The organism is Methylohalomonas lacus (genome assembly GCF_024808875.1).
Classification (GTDB): domain Bacteria; phylum Pseudomonadota; class Gammaproteobacteria; order Methylohalomonadales; family Methylohalomonadaceae; genus Methylohalomonas; species Methylohalomonas lacus.
The window spans coordinates 160,452-175,857 of sequence record NZ_JANUCT010000001.1; the positions used below are offsets into that span (position 1 = coordinate 160,452).

Consider the following 15,406-nt stretch of genomic DNA (forward strand, 5'->3'; position numbering starts at 1 on the left):
GTCGTTCAAGGCCGGATATGCGTTGGTTTTTGCAAGTTTATTCCTTTACTCTAGCCGACGCAAAAAACCGCTTTGCTGCCACAGCCGCTCGTACACAGGAATAATTGCCGCACCGTCGTGATCATCGAACGCTACATTCAGCAGGAAATATTTCGCTATTTGGTCTGGCTGGCGGGCTTATTGTTCCTGATCCTGATGAGTCACCGCTTCGTCGACTACCTGGCCGACGCCGCCGCCGGCAAGCTGGCCGGCGAGCTGATTTTCCAGATGCTGGGGCTGAAGTTGCTGGCCAACATGCCGACGCTGCTGCCGGTATCGCTGTATCTGGCCATCCTGCTCGCCTACGGCCGACTGTTGCGCGACTCGGAGCTGACCATCATGGGCGCGGCCGGGCTGGGCCTGCGTTTCCAGCTGCGCGTGGCGACCCGCTTCACGGCGCTGTTCGCCATGCCGCTGGCGCTGGTGGTGTTTTACCTGGCGCCCTGGGCCGAGGCGACGATCCAGTCGCTGGAGGTGCGCGCCCAGCAGGAAGCCGATATTTCCGGCCTGAGCGCCGGTCAGTTCCGCGAATTCGGCGACGGTGAGCGCATTGTCTACATCGAGGGCCTGACGCCGGACGGCAATGCCATGACCGACGTGTTCCTGCAGGTGCGCCAGGAGGGCCAGCTCGGTGTATTGAGTTCGGACCAGGCGCGTTTTGATTACGAACCGACCGTCGGTACGCGCTACATCGTCTTCGCGGACGGTCATCGTTACGTCGGCCGCCCCGGCCAGCTTGATTACGAGATCACCGACTATGCCACCTACTCGGTCCTGCTGAGCCGGTCACAGGCCGTGCCGACGTCGCTGGATCTGGAAGCGCGCTCCACACTCGAGCTGTTGCGCAATCGGGATGCCGGCAAGTACGCCGAGCTGCAGTGGCGGCTGGCGGTGATGATCGGTGCTTTTCTGCTGGCGCTGCTGGCGGTCATGCTCAACCGCGTGTTCGTGAAACAGAAACAGTACCTGAGCATTTTCATCGCCATGCTGTTCTATTTCCTCTATAGCAATCTTCTGAGCATCTCCAAGACCATGGTCGTGCGCGAGGTGTTGCCGCCCTGGCTGGGCCTGTGGTGGGTGCACGGCCTGATGGCGGGCGTCATCTTGTTACTGGTCGGTCTGCCGTATTTGCGCGGCTGGCGGCCACGCTTCAGGGTCAGGCACTGATGGTTATTATCGATCGTTACCTGGGCACCATGCTGATCCGCACCACCGCGCTGGTGCTGTTTGTACTGATGTTGTTGTTCGCGTTTTTCTCGCTTATCGATCAGCTCGAGGATACCGGTCGCGGCGCCTTTGGCGTCTATAACGCGTTCGAGTACGTCGCCCTGACCATGCCGCGCACAGTGGCCGAACTGTTTCCCATCGCCGCGGTCATCGGCGCGATGACCACGCTCGGACTGTTCGCGCGCAACAGCGAACTGACGGTCATCCGCGCCGCCGGCGTGTCGCGGAACCGGGTCCTGTACGGCCTGCTGAAAGGCGGTCTGGTGCTGGCCGTTGTTGCCGTCATGCTCGCCGAGATCGTCGCACCGCCGGCCGAACAGGCTGCGCAGAAACGTCGCTCGGTGGCGCTGTCGGAGCAGATCTCGACCGAGTCGCGTTATGGTTTCTGGGTCCGCGACGGCAACAGCTATATCAACATCCGTACGCTGCTACCGGATGACGAGTTCCGCGATATCTATATTTACGAGTTCGATGGCAGCAATCGCCTGCGTTTTAGCACACATGCCGAACGTGCGCATTATCGCGATGGCGAATGGCGGCTGTTCGACCTGCAACAGACGGTCATCGATCGCGAGAAGGTGCGCCAGAAGGCGATTGAATCAGCCGACTGGGACACGCAGCTCAATCCGGACGTCATCAACCTGGTGGTAGTCAAACCGGAGCACCTGGGACTGTTCGACCTGCGTGAATATATCGACTACCTGGCCGCCAACAACCAGAACACGTTACGTTACCGCCAGGCATTATGGAGCAAGATCGTCTATCCGTTCTCGATTCTCGTGCTGATCGCACTGGCCGTGCCGCTGGTCAAGGCCGAGGCGCGCTCCGGCGCGATCGGCCAGCGCATATTCATTGGTACGCTGATCGGCATCCTGTTTCATATCGTCAATCAGGCGATGTCACACTTGGGCGTGGTCTTCAAGCTGTCCCCTGTCTTCAGTGCGGCGTTGCCCAGCGTCGTCATCTTCGTGGTGACGCTGTGGTTGATACGCCGTAGTCATTGATACCCGCCATGAATGGGGCCGGAGAGTGGTGCGGCGCCTGCCGTGGCAAGCGGTCTTGAGCCGACCCGGTTACGGATCGGGCGTGCGCTCCAGGCGCGTTGCCGATAGCCGGTCGTGCCAGGTCAGGCGCTCACGGTCGACGAGCAGCCAGGCGTAACCCAGTCCGCAAGCGGCCAGCGACAGCAGGGCCGCCAGAAATCGCAACAACGCGCGCGCCCAGTTCAGACCGTTAGCGTCATTACTGACCAGCCGCAGGCGCCAGGCCTTCATGCCCAGGGTCTGGCCGCCGCGGGTCCATTGCCAGGCCAGGTAGAGAAAGATGATGCCGAGCAGGTAAAGCTGGAAAGCCGGGGCACCGGCAGGAATTGCGCCGCCGCTGAGCAGGGTAACGGGCAGGCTGGCGACAAACAGGACACCGACCAGCAACAGGCCGTCGTAGACCATGGCCGCGAGTTGCCGTGCCAGCATTTTCAGGCTTGCTCTGTCGGGCAGCATAGTGAGCGTTTCGTGGTGGTTGGATTTATCTTGTGACGGCTTGAAATCATCCGTCCCGTGACAGGTCACACAGATAACTGCAGCCACTACAACTATACCGCAAGTTGGCGAGACGATGATGCTGGACATGTTCAGAAAGCTTGTCCTGTCAGGCCTGTGCCTGCTGCTGCCCGCCATGGCCCTGGCCGGGCAGCCGCGCTATGCCGTCGACGCGCCGCCGGGCCAGCGGCTGGATGTCGGCGGTTACAAGCTGCATATCCACTGCCAGGGCCGGGGGACGCCGACGATCATCCTCGACGCCGGCGTGGGTGGCTTTTCCCTGGAGTGGTTGCCGGTCCAGCGGGCATTGTCGGCGCATACGCGTGTCTGTGCCTACGATCGCGCCGGTTACGGCTGGAGCGACATGGGACCTTTGCCGCGGACGACGGCCCGCATCAGCAACGAGCTGCAGCGGTTGCTGGCGGCGGCGACCGTACGGCCGCCCTATATTCTGGTCGGCCACTCGTTCGGCGGTTATTCCGTGCAGCACTATGCCCGCAGTAATCCCGACAAGGTGGCCGGCATGGTACTGATTGAGGCCTCGCACCCGGAGCAGGTGCAACGCCTGCCGCAGTACAGGCAGCCGCGCCGGCCGGCACCAGGCGGACGTCGTGTGGCGTTGTTGCGGCAGTTGCGGCTGCACCCGAATTACCCGGAACCGTACGTGGCACTGGCTTACCAGCTGATTACCACCTGGAAGACGGCCATGACCGTGCACGAGGAAATGGAGCACTTCCCGCGCAGCGCCGAACAGGTGCGCCAGGCCGGCGAATTGCCGGATGTCCCGTTACTGGTATTGACCCGCGGCCTGCGGGTTTGGCCGCACACGGCTTACGGCGATGCGATGGAATTTACCTGGATGGCGTTGCAGGACGAGCTGGCCGGGCTGGACGCCGATGCCGTGCACCTGATCGCCGAGCATTCGGGGCATTCGATTCACATGGACGAACCCGGGCTGGTCGTCAATGCCATCAACACGCTGCTCAACCGCATCGATAATAAGGACACTTATGCCCGGCACGACGGACCCTGAAAAAAAGCGGGCGCCGAGGTGGCGCCCGAATGGCAGGAAGTGCTGCATGCCTGGTTACTAAGAGGAGAGGATATCTGCACTGTAGTTACTGCACGTGGCGTGCCAATGTTGTGTTTCAATAAAATCAACAACATGACGACCGGAATTCAGGCATGAGGTTGCACTCACGCACCCTGAGGGGGCAGTCGGCACCATTCGTGTGCGTCCCGGCCCATATTGCCTGTTTCCAGCACACCCGTGGCGAGGGCCGGCACGCGTGTCATGCTTTTAGTAGTCACTTTGTAGACGCGGCGTTTGGCATGCATGGCTGCGGATTACTGAGGCAGGCCGGGGGAGATGATTGCCTGGCCGCGGGGAAACTGACTCCACGGCTTGATTCACTTGCCTGAGAGTCAGTCCATGCCAGCAGTTACGCCGGGTTCGCTGCCGATGTCTTGTCGCCGTAATCAGTGACCACCACCCGGTCACGGCCGGCGCGCTTGGCCTGGTAGAGTGCGGTATCCGCCAGGTGCAATACCGTTTCCCAGTCCTGATCCTGATTGGTAAAGGCGGCCACGCCGAATGAGGCGGTCACTGTCGGCAAGGACTGGCCGTGAAAATCGAGCTGGAGACTGCTGAGCCCCTGGCGCAGCGACTCGGCGCGGTCGCGGGCCTGCTCCAGCGTACTGCCCGGCAACAGCAGCACGAATTCTTCGCCGCCGTAACGGCAGGCAATGTCTTCGCCACGGATATGTCGGCGCAGGTAGTGGGCGAACTCCTTGAGCTGCAGATCACCGGCCTGGTGACCGTGATTGTCGTTGAACTGCTTGAAGTGATCGATATCGACCATGATGACGCCAAGACCACTGTTGTCGCGCTGGGCGCGCAAATGCTCGCGTTCCACGGTTTCTTCCAGGTAGCGGCGGTTGTAAAGGCCGGTCAGCGGGTCGCGAATATTCTGTTGTTGCAGGGCCTCGCGCAGCGAGATGCTCGCCAGCGCACTGCCGATGTGTGCGGCCAGTATTCCGGCGCGTTTTTCCATCACATCGATCGCGTTGTCGGCGGCCGGCCGCAGATGCAACAGTCCCACCGTCTCGCCCTGCGCCATCATCGGTACGCAGATGTAATGGCCACTGTGCTGGGCGGCATGGTGACAGCGCAAATCCGTCAGCGTCGAACGCAGGCTGTGCAGGCGGCCCAGTCGCAGTGCCCAGCAATCGTTCGGCTCGATGGGATCGACCAGAGGGTTGGTGTCGTCGTCATCGCCCCAGCGCGCTGCCAGCTGCAGCAGGTTGCGCGACGCGCGCATCATGTAAAAGCCGCCCCGGGTTGCGGGAAACAACAGTTGCATGAAGTGCTGGATGACCTCGGCGGCGGCGGCCTGCGATTCGCAGGATTGCAGGCTGTTGCTGAGCTGGTTGATGTAGGTGATTTCGTCGCTGTAGGCGCGCAGCTGGTCCACCGATGTCTCGGCGCGGCGCTGTTCATGCCGGATCAGAATAAACGCCCAGCCGAGCAGCAGGATGTTGAGCAGGCCGCCACCGCCTAATAGATAAAAGAGTTGTTGTTCATGTCGCTGGACAGTGGCACGGCGGTTGGCGAGTACGCTCGCTTCCGTATCGAGGATGTTGTTGCTGATGGTGCGGATTCTGTCGGTCAGTCGCTCGCCTTTATGTGTTTCGATGTAGGCTGCGGCAGCGGCGGTACCCTCTTCATCACGAATCTGCACGAGTTCATCCATGCTCTGCGCGCGCAGCTCTATTAGGTCAGCAAGCTGAGCAATCTGATCAGTGCTTATTGCCTCAGGGAAGGTCTGTTGCCGCAGTTGCGTCAGGATGGTCTCGAGTTCGCGGCGGACAATGACATGTTCTTCCTTGAACAGCGGGTCGCCGCTGGCGGCGTAGGCGCGCTGACTGGATTCGGCCTCGAACAGGGTTGCCACCATATCCTTCAACAGCAGCAGCCGTTCGCGGCTGTCGCTGGCTTGCTGGCGGGTTTCCTGACCCTCGTAGGCATTTGCCATGATCAGGCCGATGAACACCACGCCAAGCAGAACGGCGCTGGCGAACAGCAGGAGGACTTTGCGCTGAAATGTCTGCATCGATCGGGAATGTTGCGCTCGGAGCAAATCACCTAAATTATTGCATCTGTGCCGCTGGCCCGCAGCCGGTTTTCAGGGCTCGCCCCAGCCTGCAGCGGCTCATTTGATGAAGTCCGTCACGTTATGCATGGCATGCTGCGGTTGAACAGGGCGAAAGCGCGGTAATCCTTGCTATGCTGAAAAGCGGGGGTGGAGTATGCACGGGGAGACGGTATTCATAGACCGGCCCCGTTGATACAGGCTGCCGCGGCGTCACCCGCCGGGCGGCCCGGCTAACCCGGGAGCACTCAATGGCCGACGAGACCCTGCCCAAGACCCTGTGGTCGGAAACCCAGCTCGATATTCTCTTCGATGCCCTGAAACACCGGCGGCCGGATTATCAGTTGCTGGAAATACTCGTGGATTTGCGCAGTCGTGGTTTCCGGCGCCGCTATTTACTGCGCAAGGCCGAACAACAGGTCGGCAGCGAGGCGGTCACCCGACTGAAGAGACTGCTGGGCGGATGATGAGTGAAAATGGCGCTCCCTAGGGGACTCGAACCCCTGTTTTCGCCGTGAGAGGGCGACGTCCTGGGCCGCTAGACGAAGGGAGCAGTCGGACAGTTCAGGATCAGCTGTAATTGTGATGTTATTATACGTACCTGCCGGCAGCGCTCCAAGCGTTGCCTGAACAAATCCAGCGATTGAATGCGCCAGGCGGCGCTTTCAGCATAAATGTTAATTGATCAACCGGGCGGCACGCTCCAGGTATGCAGGACTCAACAGGCGCCAGCGCCGACTCAAATATCAGCAAGCTTGATGTGAAGCCACGGATTATTCCGCGCGCCGAGCACAATGTCTCGCGTGACAACATCAGCCCCAATGCGCTGAAGGTATTGTACCGGTTGAAGAACGCCGGCTTTCAGGCGTACATGGTCGGCGGTGGTGTGCGTGATCTGTTGCTCGGGCGCGAACCGAAGGATTTCGACGTCGTGACCGATGCCCTGCCGGAACAGGTGCGCGAGCTGTTCCGCAACTGCCGCCTGATCGGTCGCCGCTTTCGTCTGGCGCATGTACGCTTCGGCCAGGAGATCATCGAAGTCTCCACGTTTCGTGCCACCGTCGATGCGGAGGAAGTCGAGGACGAAAGCCGCGAGGGCCGCATCCTGCGCGACAACGTCTATGGTTCGGTGGACGAGGATGTCTGGCGGCGCGATTTCACCGTCAACGCGCTGCTCTACAATATCGAGGACTTTTCCATCGTCGACTACGTCGGCGGTCTGCACGACATCAAGACCGGCAACCTGCGCCTGATCGGCGAACCGGAAAGACGCTATCGCGAGGACCCGGTGCGCATGCTGCGCGCCGTGCGTTTCGCGGTGAAGCTGGGTTTCCGCATTCATGAGGACACGCAGAAACCGTTGCCGGAACTGGCACACCTGCTCGACGATATTCCTGCGGCGCGGCTGTTCGAGGAATTCCTCAAGCTGTTTTTGAGCGGCTACGCGGTGCAGACTTTCGAGGCGCTGCGCCATCATGGCCTGTTCGCCTACCTGTTTCCGCAGACCGAGGCGAGCCTGTCAGCACAGGAAGGCGGTTTCCCGCATACTTTCGCCATTCGCGCGCTGGCCAATACCGATCAGCGGCTGGCCGAGAACAAGCCGGTGACGCCGGCGTTCCTGATCGCCGCACTGCTCTGGGACCCGCTGCGCCAGCAGTCCGAGGCCTACGTCGCCGAAGGCATGAACACGCATCAGGCGCAGCAGCTGGCCAGCGACGACGTGGTCTCGAAACAGATCGCCAGCATCGCCCTGCCACGACGTTTCACACTGGTGGCCAAGGACATCTGGGCGTTGCAGGCGCGGCTCGAGGCGCAGGCCGGCCGCCAGGGCAAGCGCGCCACCAAGCTGCTGACGCATCCACGCTTTCGCGCCGCCTACGACTTCCTGCTGTTACGTGCCGCGGCTGGTGAGCCGGTGCAGGACATCGCCGAGTTCTGGACCGAACTGCAGGTCGACATGCCGGCGGTTCCGGATCGCGAAGAAGACCCGCGCAGCCCGCGCCGGCGCCGGCGCCGCGGCGGCCGCCGGCGGCAGAGCAAGCCCGATAACGATTCCTGATGACGACCGTTTATATCGGTCTCGGCAGCAACCTCGATGCGCCGCGGCAACAGCTCGCCTCGGCCTTGGCCGAGCTCGGCCGTCTGCCTGAGACGGATCGCTGCACGGCTTCGCCGCTGTATCGCAGCCGGCCGGTCGGGCCACAGGATCAACCCGATTACCTCAACGCGGTTGCCTGTCTGGAGACGCGGCTGGCGCCGCTGGATCTGCTCGATCGCTTACAGGCCATCGAGCAGCAGCAGGGCCGGCGGCGCGACGGCGTGCGCTGGGGCGCGCGCACCCTGGACCTTGACGTGCTGCTATACGGTGATGCAATCATCGACAGCCCGCGGCTGACCGTGCCGCATCCGGAAATGGCCAACCGCGGTTTCGTGCTCAAGCCCCTGCATGACCTGGCGCCGAATCTGGCGATCCCCGGCCTGGGCCCGGTCAGCGATCTGCTGGCGCGAATGAACACGGACGATCTGGAAGTCATTGCCGATGCCGAGTAACAACCGCTCCGGTTATATCGTCGTCGAGGGGCCGATCGGCGTTGGCAAGACGACGCTGGCGAAACGCCTGGCGCAGGCCTATCAGACCGATCTATTGCTGGAACGCGCCGAGGATAACCCGTTCCTGCCGCGCTTTTACCAGGATCCCGAAAACGCCGCGCTGCCGACGCAGCTGTTCTTTCTGTTCCAGCGCGCCCAGCAGATCCAGTCGTTGCGCCAGGGCGACCTGTTCCAGCCGGCACGGGTGGTCGATTTCATGATCGAAAAGGATCGCCTGTTTGCCGCGTTGACTTTGAACCGTGACGAGCTCGCCCTGTATCAGCAGGTCTACGACAGGATGACGCTGGCCGCGCCGCAGCCGGACCTGGTGATCTATCTGCAGGCGCCGATCGAGGTGTTGCTGAAACGCATCGAGACGCGCGCGATTGATTACGAGCAGCTGATCGACGAGAGCTACCTGCGGCGCGTGGCCGAGGCATACGTCGAATTCTTCCATCATTACGAGCGTTCACCGCTGTTGATCGTCAACACCGCCGATTTCAACCTGGCCGCCGGCCACGACGACTTCAACCTGCTGCTGGAGCGCATCCGCGATCTGCCGCCGGGCCGGCATTACTTCAATCCCGGTGCGATATAGAATGGTTGCATCATGAGTACGCCCGTCACGCTGGATAACCTGGCGGCGCTGAAAGCGCAGCGCGAACCGATTGTCAGCCTGACCGCCTATGACGCCGGCTTTGCCCGGCTGGCCGAAGCCGCCGGCATCGAGGTGGTGCTGGTCGGTGACTCGCTCGGCATGGTGCTGCACGGCGAGGCCGACACGCTCGGTGTCACCATGGCGGACATGGCCTACCATACGCGACTGGTGCGACGCGGTCTGACAGATACGCTGCTGGTTGCCGATCTGCCGTATCAAAGCTACACCAGCGCCGGCCAGGCGCTGGCCAATGCACGGCAACTGGTTGCCGCCGGCGCCGACGTGGTCAAGCTGGAAGGTGGCGCGGTCATGGTCGATACGGTGGTGCAGCTGAGCCGTGCCGGGATCGCCGTCTGCGGCCACCTCGGCCTGCAGCCCCAGTCGATCCGCGAACTCGGCGGCTTCCGCATCCAGGGCCGTGACAGCGAATCCGCCGCGCGCATCCATGCCGACGCCGTAGCGCTGGAAGAAGCCGGTGCGCAGCTGCTGGTGCTCGAGTGTGTGCCGCCACAGCTGGCGGCCGACATCCGCGCCGCCGTGCGCATGCCGGTCATCGGTATCGGCGCTGGCGGCGACTGCGACGGCCAGGTGCTGGTACTGCAAGACGTGCTCGGCATCAGCGAATACCAGCCGCGCTTCGCGCGGAACTTTCTCACCGGTCGCGACAGCATCCAGGCGGCGCTGGCGGCCTATGTAGCGGCGGTCAAGGCGCGCGAATTCCCGCCGCCGGCAGCCGACTAGCCCGGCGCCGGCTGTTACAATTCCGGCGTTTTTCGCCCGATTCAGGTTCCGAGACTTATGCAAACCGTTCGCGAACGCCCGGCGGCACGGGCGCAGCTGGCTGACTGGCAGCGCCAGGGCCGACGCGTCGCCCTGGTGCCGACCATGGGCAACCTGCACGCCGGCCATCTGGGCCTGGTGGAGACGGCCCGAAAGAGCGCCGACCGGGTGGTCGCGACGATCTTCGTCAACCCGACCCAGTTTGTCGCCGGTGAGGATTACGACCACTACCCGCGCAGCGAGGCGGCCGATCGTGAGCAGCTCGAGGCCGCCGGCACCGACCTGGTGTTCATGCCGGACGTGGCCAGCATGTACCCGGCCGGCCTCGAGGGCCATACCGAGGTGCGTGTGCCGGCTCTGGATGACGTGCTGTGCGGGGAATACCGCCCGGGCCATTTCACCGGCGTCGCCACCGTGGTGACCAAGCTTCTGAACATGCTACGCCCCGATGTCGCGCTGTTCGGTGAAAAGGACTACCAGCAGTTGCTGGTCATCCGGCGGCTGGTGGCCGACCTCGCCCTCGACGTCGATATCGAAGCGGTGGCGACGCAACGTGAGCGTGACGGTCTGGCCATGAGTTCGCGTAATGCCTACCTGGACGCGGACGAACGCGTCCGTGCGCCGCAACTGTACCAGCTGCTCAGCGGCATCGCCCAGGCGATCGCCGCCGGCGAGCGCGACTTCGCCCGGCTCGAGCGCGAGGCCCTGGTCGCGCTTCACGACGGCGGCTGGCGGCCACAGTATGTCGCGGTTCGCGACGCCGCCGATCTGAGCGTACCGACTGCCGCCAGCACGGCGCTGCGCGTCCTCGGTGCTGCCTGGCTGGGGCGTGCGCGGCTCATCGACAATGTCGCCGTCGGCGCGCCATCCGATGATTGATGCAACGCGTCTGATCGGCCATACTTATTGCCCTGCACAATCCAGCCAGCGTAAATTCGAATGCAACTGACTGTTTTAAAAGCCAAACTGCATCAGGCCTGCGTTACTCATGCGGAGCTGGAGTACGACGGTTCCTGCGCGATCGATGGCCGCCTACTGGAAACGGCGGGCATCCACGAGTACGAGCAGATCCAGATCTACAACATCGACAACGGCGAGCGTTTCACCACCTACGCGATCCGCGCCGAGGACCACTCGCGCGTGATCTCGGTCAACGGCGCCGCCGCCCACAAGGCCAAGCCCGGTGATCGCGTCATCATCTGCGCCTATGCCGCGATCGCGGCCGACAAGATGAGCAGCTTCAAGCCGACGCTGGTCTACCTCGACGCCGATAACCACGTCCGCCGCATCAGCCAGGCCATCCCTGTCCAGGCCGCCTAAGCGCAACGGCAGGTTCCCGCCGGCATCCTGTTGTCCCACTAGTAGCCGCTGAATTTTTCGCTGCGCACGTCGGCGGCGGGCACATCGAGTTCATCCTGTAGCAGGTTTTCCATGGCGCTGACCATGCCTGGCGGTCCGCATAGGTAATAGACCGGGCTGTCGAGATCATCGCTCTGGCTGGCGATGAGTTCGGCGTCGATGCGGCCGCTGCGGCCAGTCCAGTGCCCGGCGCTGTCCGGCTGCGTGATCGTGTGCACCACGTCCAGCCAGTCCGCCTGTTCGGCAATACCGTTCAGTTCATCCTGAAAGGCGATGTCTTCTGGCGTGTCGTTGGAATACAGCAACCTGATGCTGGGCGCGTCCGGTTGATCCCGTAGCCAGCGGAGCATGCTGATGAACGGCGTGATGCCGATGCCGCCGGCGACCATGACCGCCGGCCGCGCCGGCTCCAGCGTGAAATCGCCCAGCGGGCCGCGCAGCTGCACGCGGTCTGCCGCCCCATCCGTGGCGATCGCCTGTAGGGCCTGCTTAAACGGGCTGCCGGTCATTTTGACCGTAATGGCCAAATGATCCGTTGCCGTCGGACTGGAGGACAGGGTGAACGGTCGTTGCGGCCCGCGCGGATCGTCGACGCCGGCCAGTTTCACCGTCACGTATTGCCCGGCGCGGTAGGCGGGCGGGTCGTCAAAGTGGAAAACGAAGGTACGGGTGGTTTCGGTCTGCGGCTGTGTTTCAACCGCCGTCGGCGTCAGGGTAGTGGCCATGATCTCTATAGATCCACGTAGACATCGTTATCCTGAACCTCGACGTCGTAGGTTGTCGTGTCGCTCGCCCAGGGTGTGTCCTGTTCGACCGTGCCGTTACGGATATCGAAATGCGCCGCGTGCCAGGGGCAGGTCAGCATGTAGGGGTTGTCGTCGTAGACGCCCAGTTCGCCTTCATGCAGCGGCGCGTCCTGGTGTGTACAGATGTCATCGAGCGCGTAGATCCTGCCGTCTACCTTGGCGAGTGTGACAAAAAGGCTTTCATGATTGCGCATGATCATGCCGCCTTCGGGGATCTCATCCGTGGTGGCAAGCTTGACCTTGGTCATCGGCATCATCTCCCCGTGTCCTGCGGACACGTCGCAAAAAACGGTTCCCCCCGCCTGCTGCCCTCACTTCAATAGACTGCTGGCGGCCCTGCCGCGTTCCGATCGGTCATGGTCTGACTGCTGTCGTCAGCGGCTGGGCCGCTTCTGCAGCTTGCGCTGCAGGGTGCGCCGGTGCATGCCGAGCCGGCGCGCCGTCGCCGAGATATTGCCGTCGCATTCCTTCAGAACGCGTTGGATGTGTTCCCACTCGACCCGATTGAGCGGGACCGGCTGCTCGGTGACGTCGATGCCGGCGTTGCCGGTGTCGAGCTGGAAAGCTTGGCAGACGGCATCGGCATCGGCCGGCTTGGTCAGGTAGTGCATGGCGCCGAGCTTGATCGCCTCGACTGCGGTGGCGATGCTGGCGTAGCCGGTCAGTACCACGATGCGCATGTCGGCGTTGATGGCGATCAGCGGCTGTATCAGTTGCAGCCCGGATTCGCCCGGCATGCTGAGATCGATGACGGCGAAGTCCGGTGGCTGCTGCCGGGCCTGTGTCAGTGCCGCGCTACCGTCGCCGGCCTGACTGACCGTAAAGCCACGCCGGGTCAGCGCCCGCGCCAGCACCCGGCAGAAGGTGGCGTCGTCGTCGACCAGCAGCAGTTCGCCGTTTTCGTTCATGGACGTTACTCTGCCAGCAGTGCCCGCAGGGGCAGGTCGATGTCAACGCGGGCGCCGCCGCTGGTGCTGTCGTCAATTTCGAGACGGCCGCCAAAGCGTTGCAGCGTGGTACGCGCCAGGAACAGTCCGAGCCCGAGGCCGTCACCAGCGGCTTTGCTGCTGTAGGGCTCGGCGCCAAGGCGCGCGCGCGCGGCCGCCGGCAGACCGCTGCCGTCGTCGCTGATGCGCACCAGCAAACGTTCGCCGGACCAGCAGGCGACCAGCCGAATGTGTCCGGCATCGGCATCGGCAGCGTTGTTCAGCACGTTCAGCAAGGCCTGGGTGAGGGTGCGATCGGCGAGCAGCCGTGGCGCCGGCCGCCGCCCCAGCCAGCGGCTGTGCAACTCGATGCCGGGCCGCAAGGCACGCCATTCGTCGACGACACCGGCCAGGTAGTCGTCCACTGGCTGTGCCTGGCCGGTGTCGGCCTGCAGCTGGCCGGCGTCGCTGGCCAGCCGCGCGAGGACCTGTTTGCAGCGGTCGATCTGCTCGCGCAGGCAGTGCAGATTGTCGCGCGTCTCCGGATCGTGATTGCGCACCGGATCGGTTTCCATGTCGGCGACCACCACCGCCATCGTTGACAATGGCGTGCCGAGTTCGTGCGCAGTGCCGGTCGCCAGGGTGCCCAGGGCGATCAACTGGTCGGCGCGCAGCGCGTTTTCCCGGGCGATGGCCAGCTGGCGGTCGCGCTCGCGCAGGGCGTGGCCGATGCGGCCAACGAAGTACACCAGCAGGGCGGCGCTGATGATGAAGCCGTACCACATGCCCCACAGGTGCAGGGCAAAATTCTCGCCGTGGCCGTGATGGGGCGCCAGCACCGGCCGGTGAAAAAACATCAATAGCGTGTAGGCCAGCACCGCCAGCCCGGCCAGCGGCCAGGCATGGCGGGGGCGCAGGCTGGCGGCGGCGAAGGTGATCGGCAGCAGGAACAGGGCGATGAACGGGTTGGCTGGACCGCCGCTGTAATAAACCAGTGCCGACAGGGCGACAATGTCGACCAGCAGCTGGCGGAAAATGGCGGCATCACTGCTGGCATTGGTCTCGCGCGCGTGCTGCCAGGCCAGTCCGGTATAGCCGAGCAGGCCGGCCAGGATCAGGACCAACGGCAGCCACGGCAGGTTGATGCCGAACAGCCCGGCCATGAGCAGCAGGGCAACGAGCTGCGCGGCCACGGCGAGCAGCCGCAGTAGCAGCAGGTACTGCAGCCGGCGTTGCAGAAATGCGGGGCTTTGCACTTGCGAGGCTGTCATTCAGGGCATTGGCGGGTGTCGGGTTACGGCTGCGGACGCCATTATAGCGGGCCGGTTCGGCGCCGCGAGAGATACTGGCGACATATTTAGTAAATGATAATAAAAATCGTTTGCATTATGTTTTTTGCTGTCCTAGACTGTTTCACGCAGCTCAGCGATAACTTGGATGCACAGGGACGTGCGCTTTTTTAATTCGCTGGGTGTTGCACCTCAGCCGCGCAGTCATGGGATCATCGCGTTGCGTGTATTCCGTCGCCCGACAGTGGGCGAATGCATTATCATGCAGCAATCCCTGAAGAATCCTTGCGCCAGCCGATGTCCGAACCCACCACGCCCGTCGCCTGCCTGCTACTAATAGGCAACGAACTACTGTCCGGTCGCACCCAGGATCAGAATCTGGCCTTTGCCGGCCAGCGGCTGGCCGCGCTCGGCATTCCGCTGGCCGAGGCGCGGGTGATCGCCGACGATACCGCGACCATTGTGCGCCACGTTAACGACTGTCGTCAGCAATTCGATTACGTCTTTACCACTGGCGGCATCGGTCCCACCCACGACGACATCACGGCTGCCGCTGTTGCGCGGGCCTTCGACCGTGAACTGGAACGTAATCCTGCCGCCGAGCAGGTGCTGCTCGAGTTCTACGGCGACAAGGTGAACGCGGCGCGGCTGAAAATGGCGGAAATGCCCGTCGGCGCGGTACCGATCGACAATCCGCTGAGTGGTGCGCCCGGTTTCCAGATCGAGAACGTGTTCGTGCTTGCCGGTATTCCCTCGGTTATGCAGGCGATGTTCGATGCGCTCGCCGAGCGGCTCGATCGCGGTGCGCCGATCCTGAGCCTGACGCTGACAACCAACTGCCGCGAGGGTGAACTGGCCGCCGGTCTGGGCGAGATCCAGCAGCAGTTTCCCGCGGTTAGCATCGGCAGTTACCCCTTTTTCGAGACCGACCGTTACGGCGTGAATCTGGTCTTGCGGGGTACCCGGCAAGACGATCTGGAGACTGTCGCCGCCGCGACCGAAGCGCTGATAGCCTCGCTGGCGGGTGACTGTCAGCGTTAACG

At 63.0% G+C, this 15,406-nt stretch carries 17 protein-coding genes and 1 tRNA gene; 11 read left to right on the top strand and 7 right to left on the bottom strand.

All coding sequences use genetic code 11. From position 1 onward, the window contains the following. Positions 1-72: 72 nt before the first annotated feature. The gene (gene lptF / locus J2T55_RS00795) at positions 73-1,206 is read left to right on the top strand and encodes an LPS export ABC transporter permease LptF (protein ID WP_259053559.1); all 1,134 of its coding nucleotides are present in this window, start codon (positions 73-75) and stop codon (positions 1,204-1,206) included. After that, positions 1,206-2,270, top strand: coding sequence for an LPS export ABC transporter permease LptG (lptG, locus tag J2T55_RS00800; protein ID WP_259053561.1), 1,065 nt, complete (start codon positions 1,206-1,208; stop codon positions 2,268-2,270). The genes lptF and lptG overlap by 1 nt, the downstream gene beginning before the upstream one ends. A 69-nt stretch (positions 2,271-2,339) precedes the next feature. Here lptG and J2T55_RS00805 read toward each other — a convergent pair whose 3' ends face one another. Then, positions 2,340-2,765 carry an RDD family protein gene (locus tag J2T55_RS00805; RefSeq protein ID WP_259053563.1) on the bottom strand — a complete coding sequence of 142 codons (426 nt, stop codon included), beginning with the start codon at positions 2,763-2,765 and terminating at the stop codon, positions 2,340-2,342. Positions 2,766-2,892: 127 nt separating this feature from the next. Here J2T55_RS00805 and J2T55_RS00810 point away from each other — a divergent pair, with 127 nt between their 5' ends. Continuing rightward, positions 2,893-3,837, top strand: a complete 945-nt coding sequence (locus J2T55_RS00810; protein WP_259053565.1) for an alpha/beta fold hydrolase — start codon at positions 2,893-2,895, stop codon at positions 3,835-3,837. A gap of 409 nt (positions 3,838-4,246) precedes the next feature. On the opposite strand, the gene J2T55_RS00815 is transcribed toward J2T55_RS00810, so the two are convergent. Next, positions 4,247-5,917: a sensor domain-containing diguanylate cyclase gene (locus tag J2T55_RS00815; protein ID WP_259053567.1), complete on the bottom strand. Its 1,671-nt coding sequence runs from the start codon at positions 5,915-5,917 to the stop codon at positions 4,247-4,249. A gap of 290 nt (positions 5,918-6,207) precedes the next feature. Between J2T55_RS00815 and J2T55_RS00820 the strand changes: the two genes are divergently transcribed. After that, entirely contained in the window at positions 6,208-6,423 is a 216-nt protein-coding gene (locus J2T55_RS00820) for a hypothetical protein (RefSeq protein WP_259053569.1), read from the top strand. Between the two features lie 10 nt (positions 6,424-6,433). On the opposite strand, the gene J2T55_RS00825 is transcribed toward J2T55_RS00820, so the two are convergent. Then, positions 6,434-6,509: transfer RNA gene (locus tag J2T55_RS00825), tRNA-Glu, on the bottom strand. 156 nt (positions 6,510-6,665) lie between these two features. On the opposite strand from J2T55_RS00825, the gene pcnB reads away from it, so the two are divergent. The 6 genes from pcnB to panD are packed head-to-tail and all read left to right on the top strand — an operon-like array spanning position 6,666 to position 11,303. Further along, positions 6,666-8,015 (top strand): polynucleotide adenylyltransferase PcnB, encoded by a 1,350-nt coding sequence (gene pcnB, locus J2T55_RS00830; protein ID WP_259053571.1) that lies wholly within the window; start codon positions 6,666-6,668, stop codon positions 8,013-8,015. Beyond that, the gene (gene folK, locus J2T55_RS00835) at positions 8,015-8,506 is read left to right on the top strand and encodes a 2-amino-4-hydroxy-6-hydroxymethyldihydropteridine diphosphokinase (RefSeq protein ID WP_259053573.1); all 492 of its coding nucleotides are present in this window, start codon (positions 8,015-8,017) and stop codon (positions 8,504-8,506) included. Before pcnB ends, folK begins: the two co-directional genes overlap by 1 nt. After that, complete coding sequence (locus J2T55_RS00840; protein WP_259053575.1) at positions 8,496-9,143, top strand: deoxynucleoside kinase; 648 nt, start codon at positions 8,496-8,498, stop codon at positions 9,141-9,143. Before folK ends, J2T55_RS00840 begins: the two co-directional genes overlap by 11 nt. 12 nt (positions 9,144-9,155) lie before the next feature. Then, positions 9,156-9,944 (top strand): 3-methyl-2-oxobutanoate hydroxymethyltransferase, encoded by a 789-nt coding sequence (gene panB / locus J2T55_RS00845; RefSeq protein ID WP_259053577.1) that lies wholly within the window; start codon positions 9,156-9,158, stop codon positions 9,942-9,944. Between the two features lie 57 nt (positions 9,945-10,001). Beyond that, positions 10,002-10,862, top strand: a complete 861-nt coding sequence (gene panC, locus J2T55_RS00850) for a pantoate--beta-alanine ligase (RefSeq protein ID WP_259053579.1) — start codon at positions 10,002-10,004, stop codon at positions 10,860-10,862. A 60-nt stretch (positions 10,863-10,922) separates the two neighbouring features. Further along, positions 10,923-11,303: an aspartate 1-decarboxylase gene (gene panD / locus J2T55_RS00855; RefSeq protein ID WP_259053580.1), complete on the top strand. Its 381-nt coding sequence runs from the start codon at positions 10,923-10,925 to the stop codon at positions 11,301-11,303. A gap of 38 nt (positions 11,304-11,341) precedes the next feature. On the opposite strand, the gene J2T55_RS00860 is transcribed toward panD, so the two are convergent. From J2T55_RS00860 to J2T55_RS00875, 4 genes are all read right to left on the bottom strand, one after another. Further along, a complete protein-coding gene (locus tag J2T55_RS00860; protein ID WP_259053583.1) occupies positions 11,342-12,067 on the bottom strand; it encodes a ferredoxin--NADP reductase in 726 nt (241 codons plus the stop codon). Between the two features lie 5 nt (positions 12,068-12,072). Next, positions 12,073-12,405 (bottom strand): Rieske (2Fe-2S) protein, encoded by a 333-nt coding sequence (locus J2T55_RS00865; protein ID WP_259053585.1) that lies wholly within the window; start codon positions 12,403-12,405, stop codon positions 12,073-12,075. Positions 12,406-12,522: 117 nt separating this feature from the next. Then, the gene (locus J2T55_RS00870) at positions 12,523-13,056 is read right to left on the bottom strand and encodes a response regulator transcription factor (protein WP_259053587.1); all 534 of its coding nucleotides are present in this window, start codon (positions 13,054-13,056) and stop codon (positions 12,523-12,525) included. A gap of 5 nt (positions 13,057-13,061) precedes the next feature. Then, complete coding sequence (locus J2T55_RS00875; protein WP_259053589.1) at positions 13,062-14,330, bottom strand: ATP-binding protein; 1,269 nt, start codon at positions 14,328-14,330, stop codon at positions 13,062-13,064. Between the two features lie 330 nt (positions 14,331-14,660). Between J2T55_RS00875 and J2T55_RS00880 the strand changes: the two genes are divergently transcribed. Further along, positions 14,661-15,404 carry a competence/damage-inducible protein A gene (locus J2T55_RS00880; protein ID WP_259053591.1) on the top strand — a complete coding sequence of 248 codons (744 nt, stop codon included), beginning with the start codon at positions 14,661-14,663 and terminating at the stop codon, positions 15,402-15,404. Positions 15,405-15,406 lie beyond the last annotated feature (2 nt).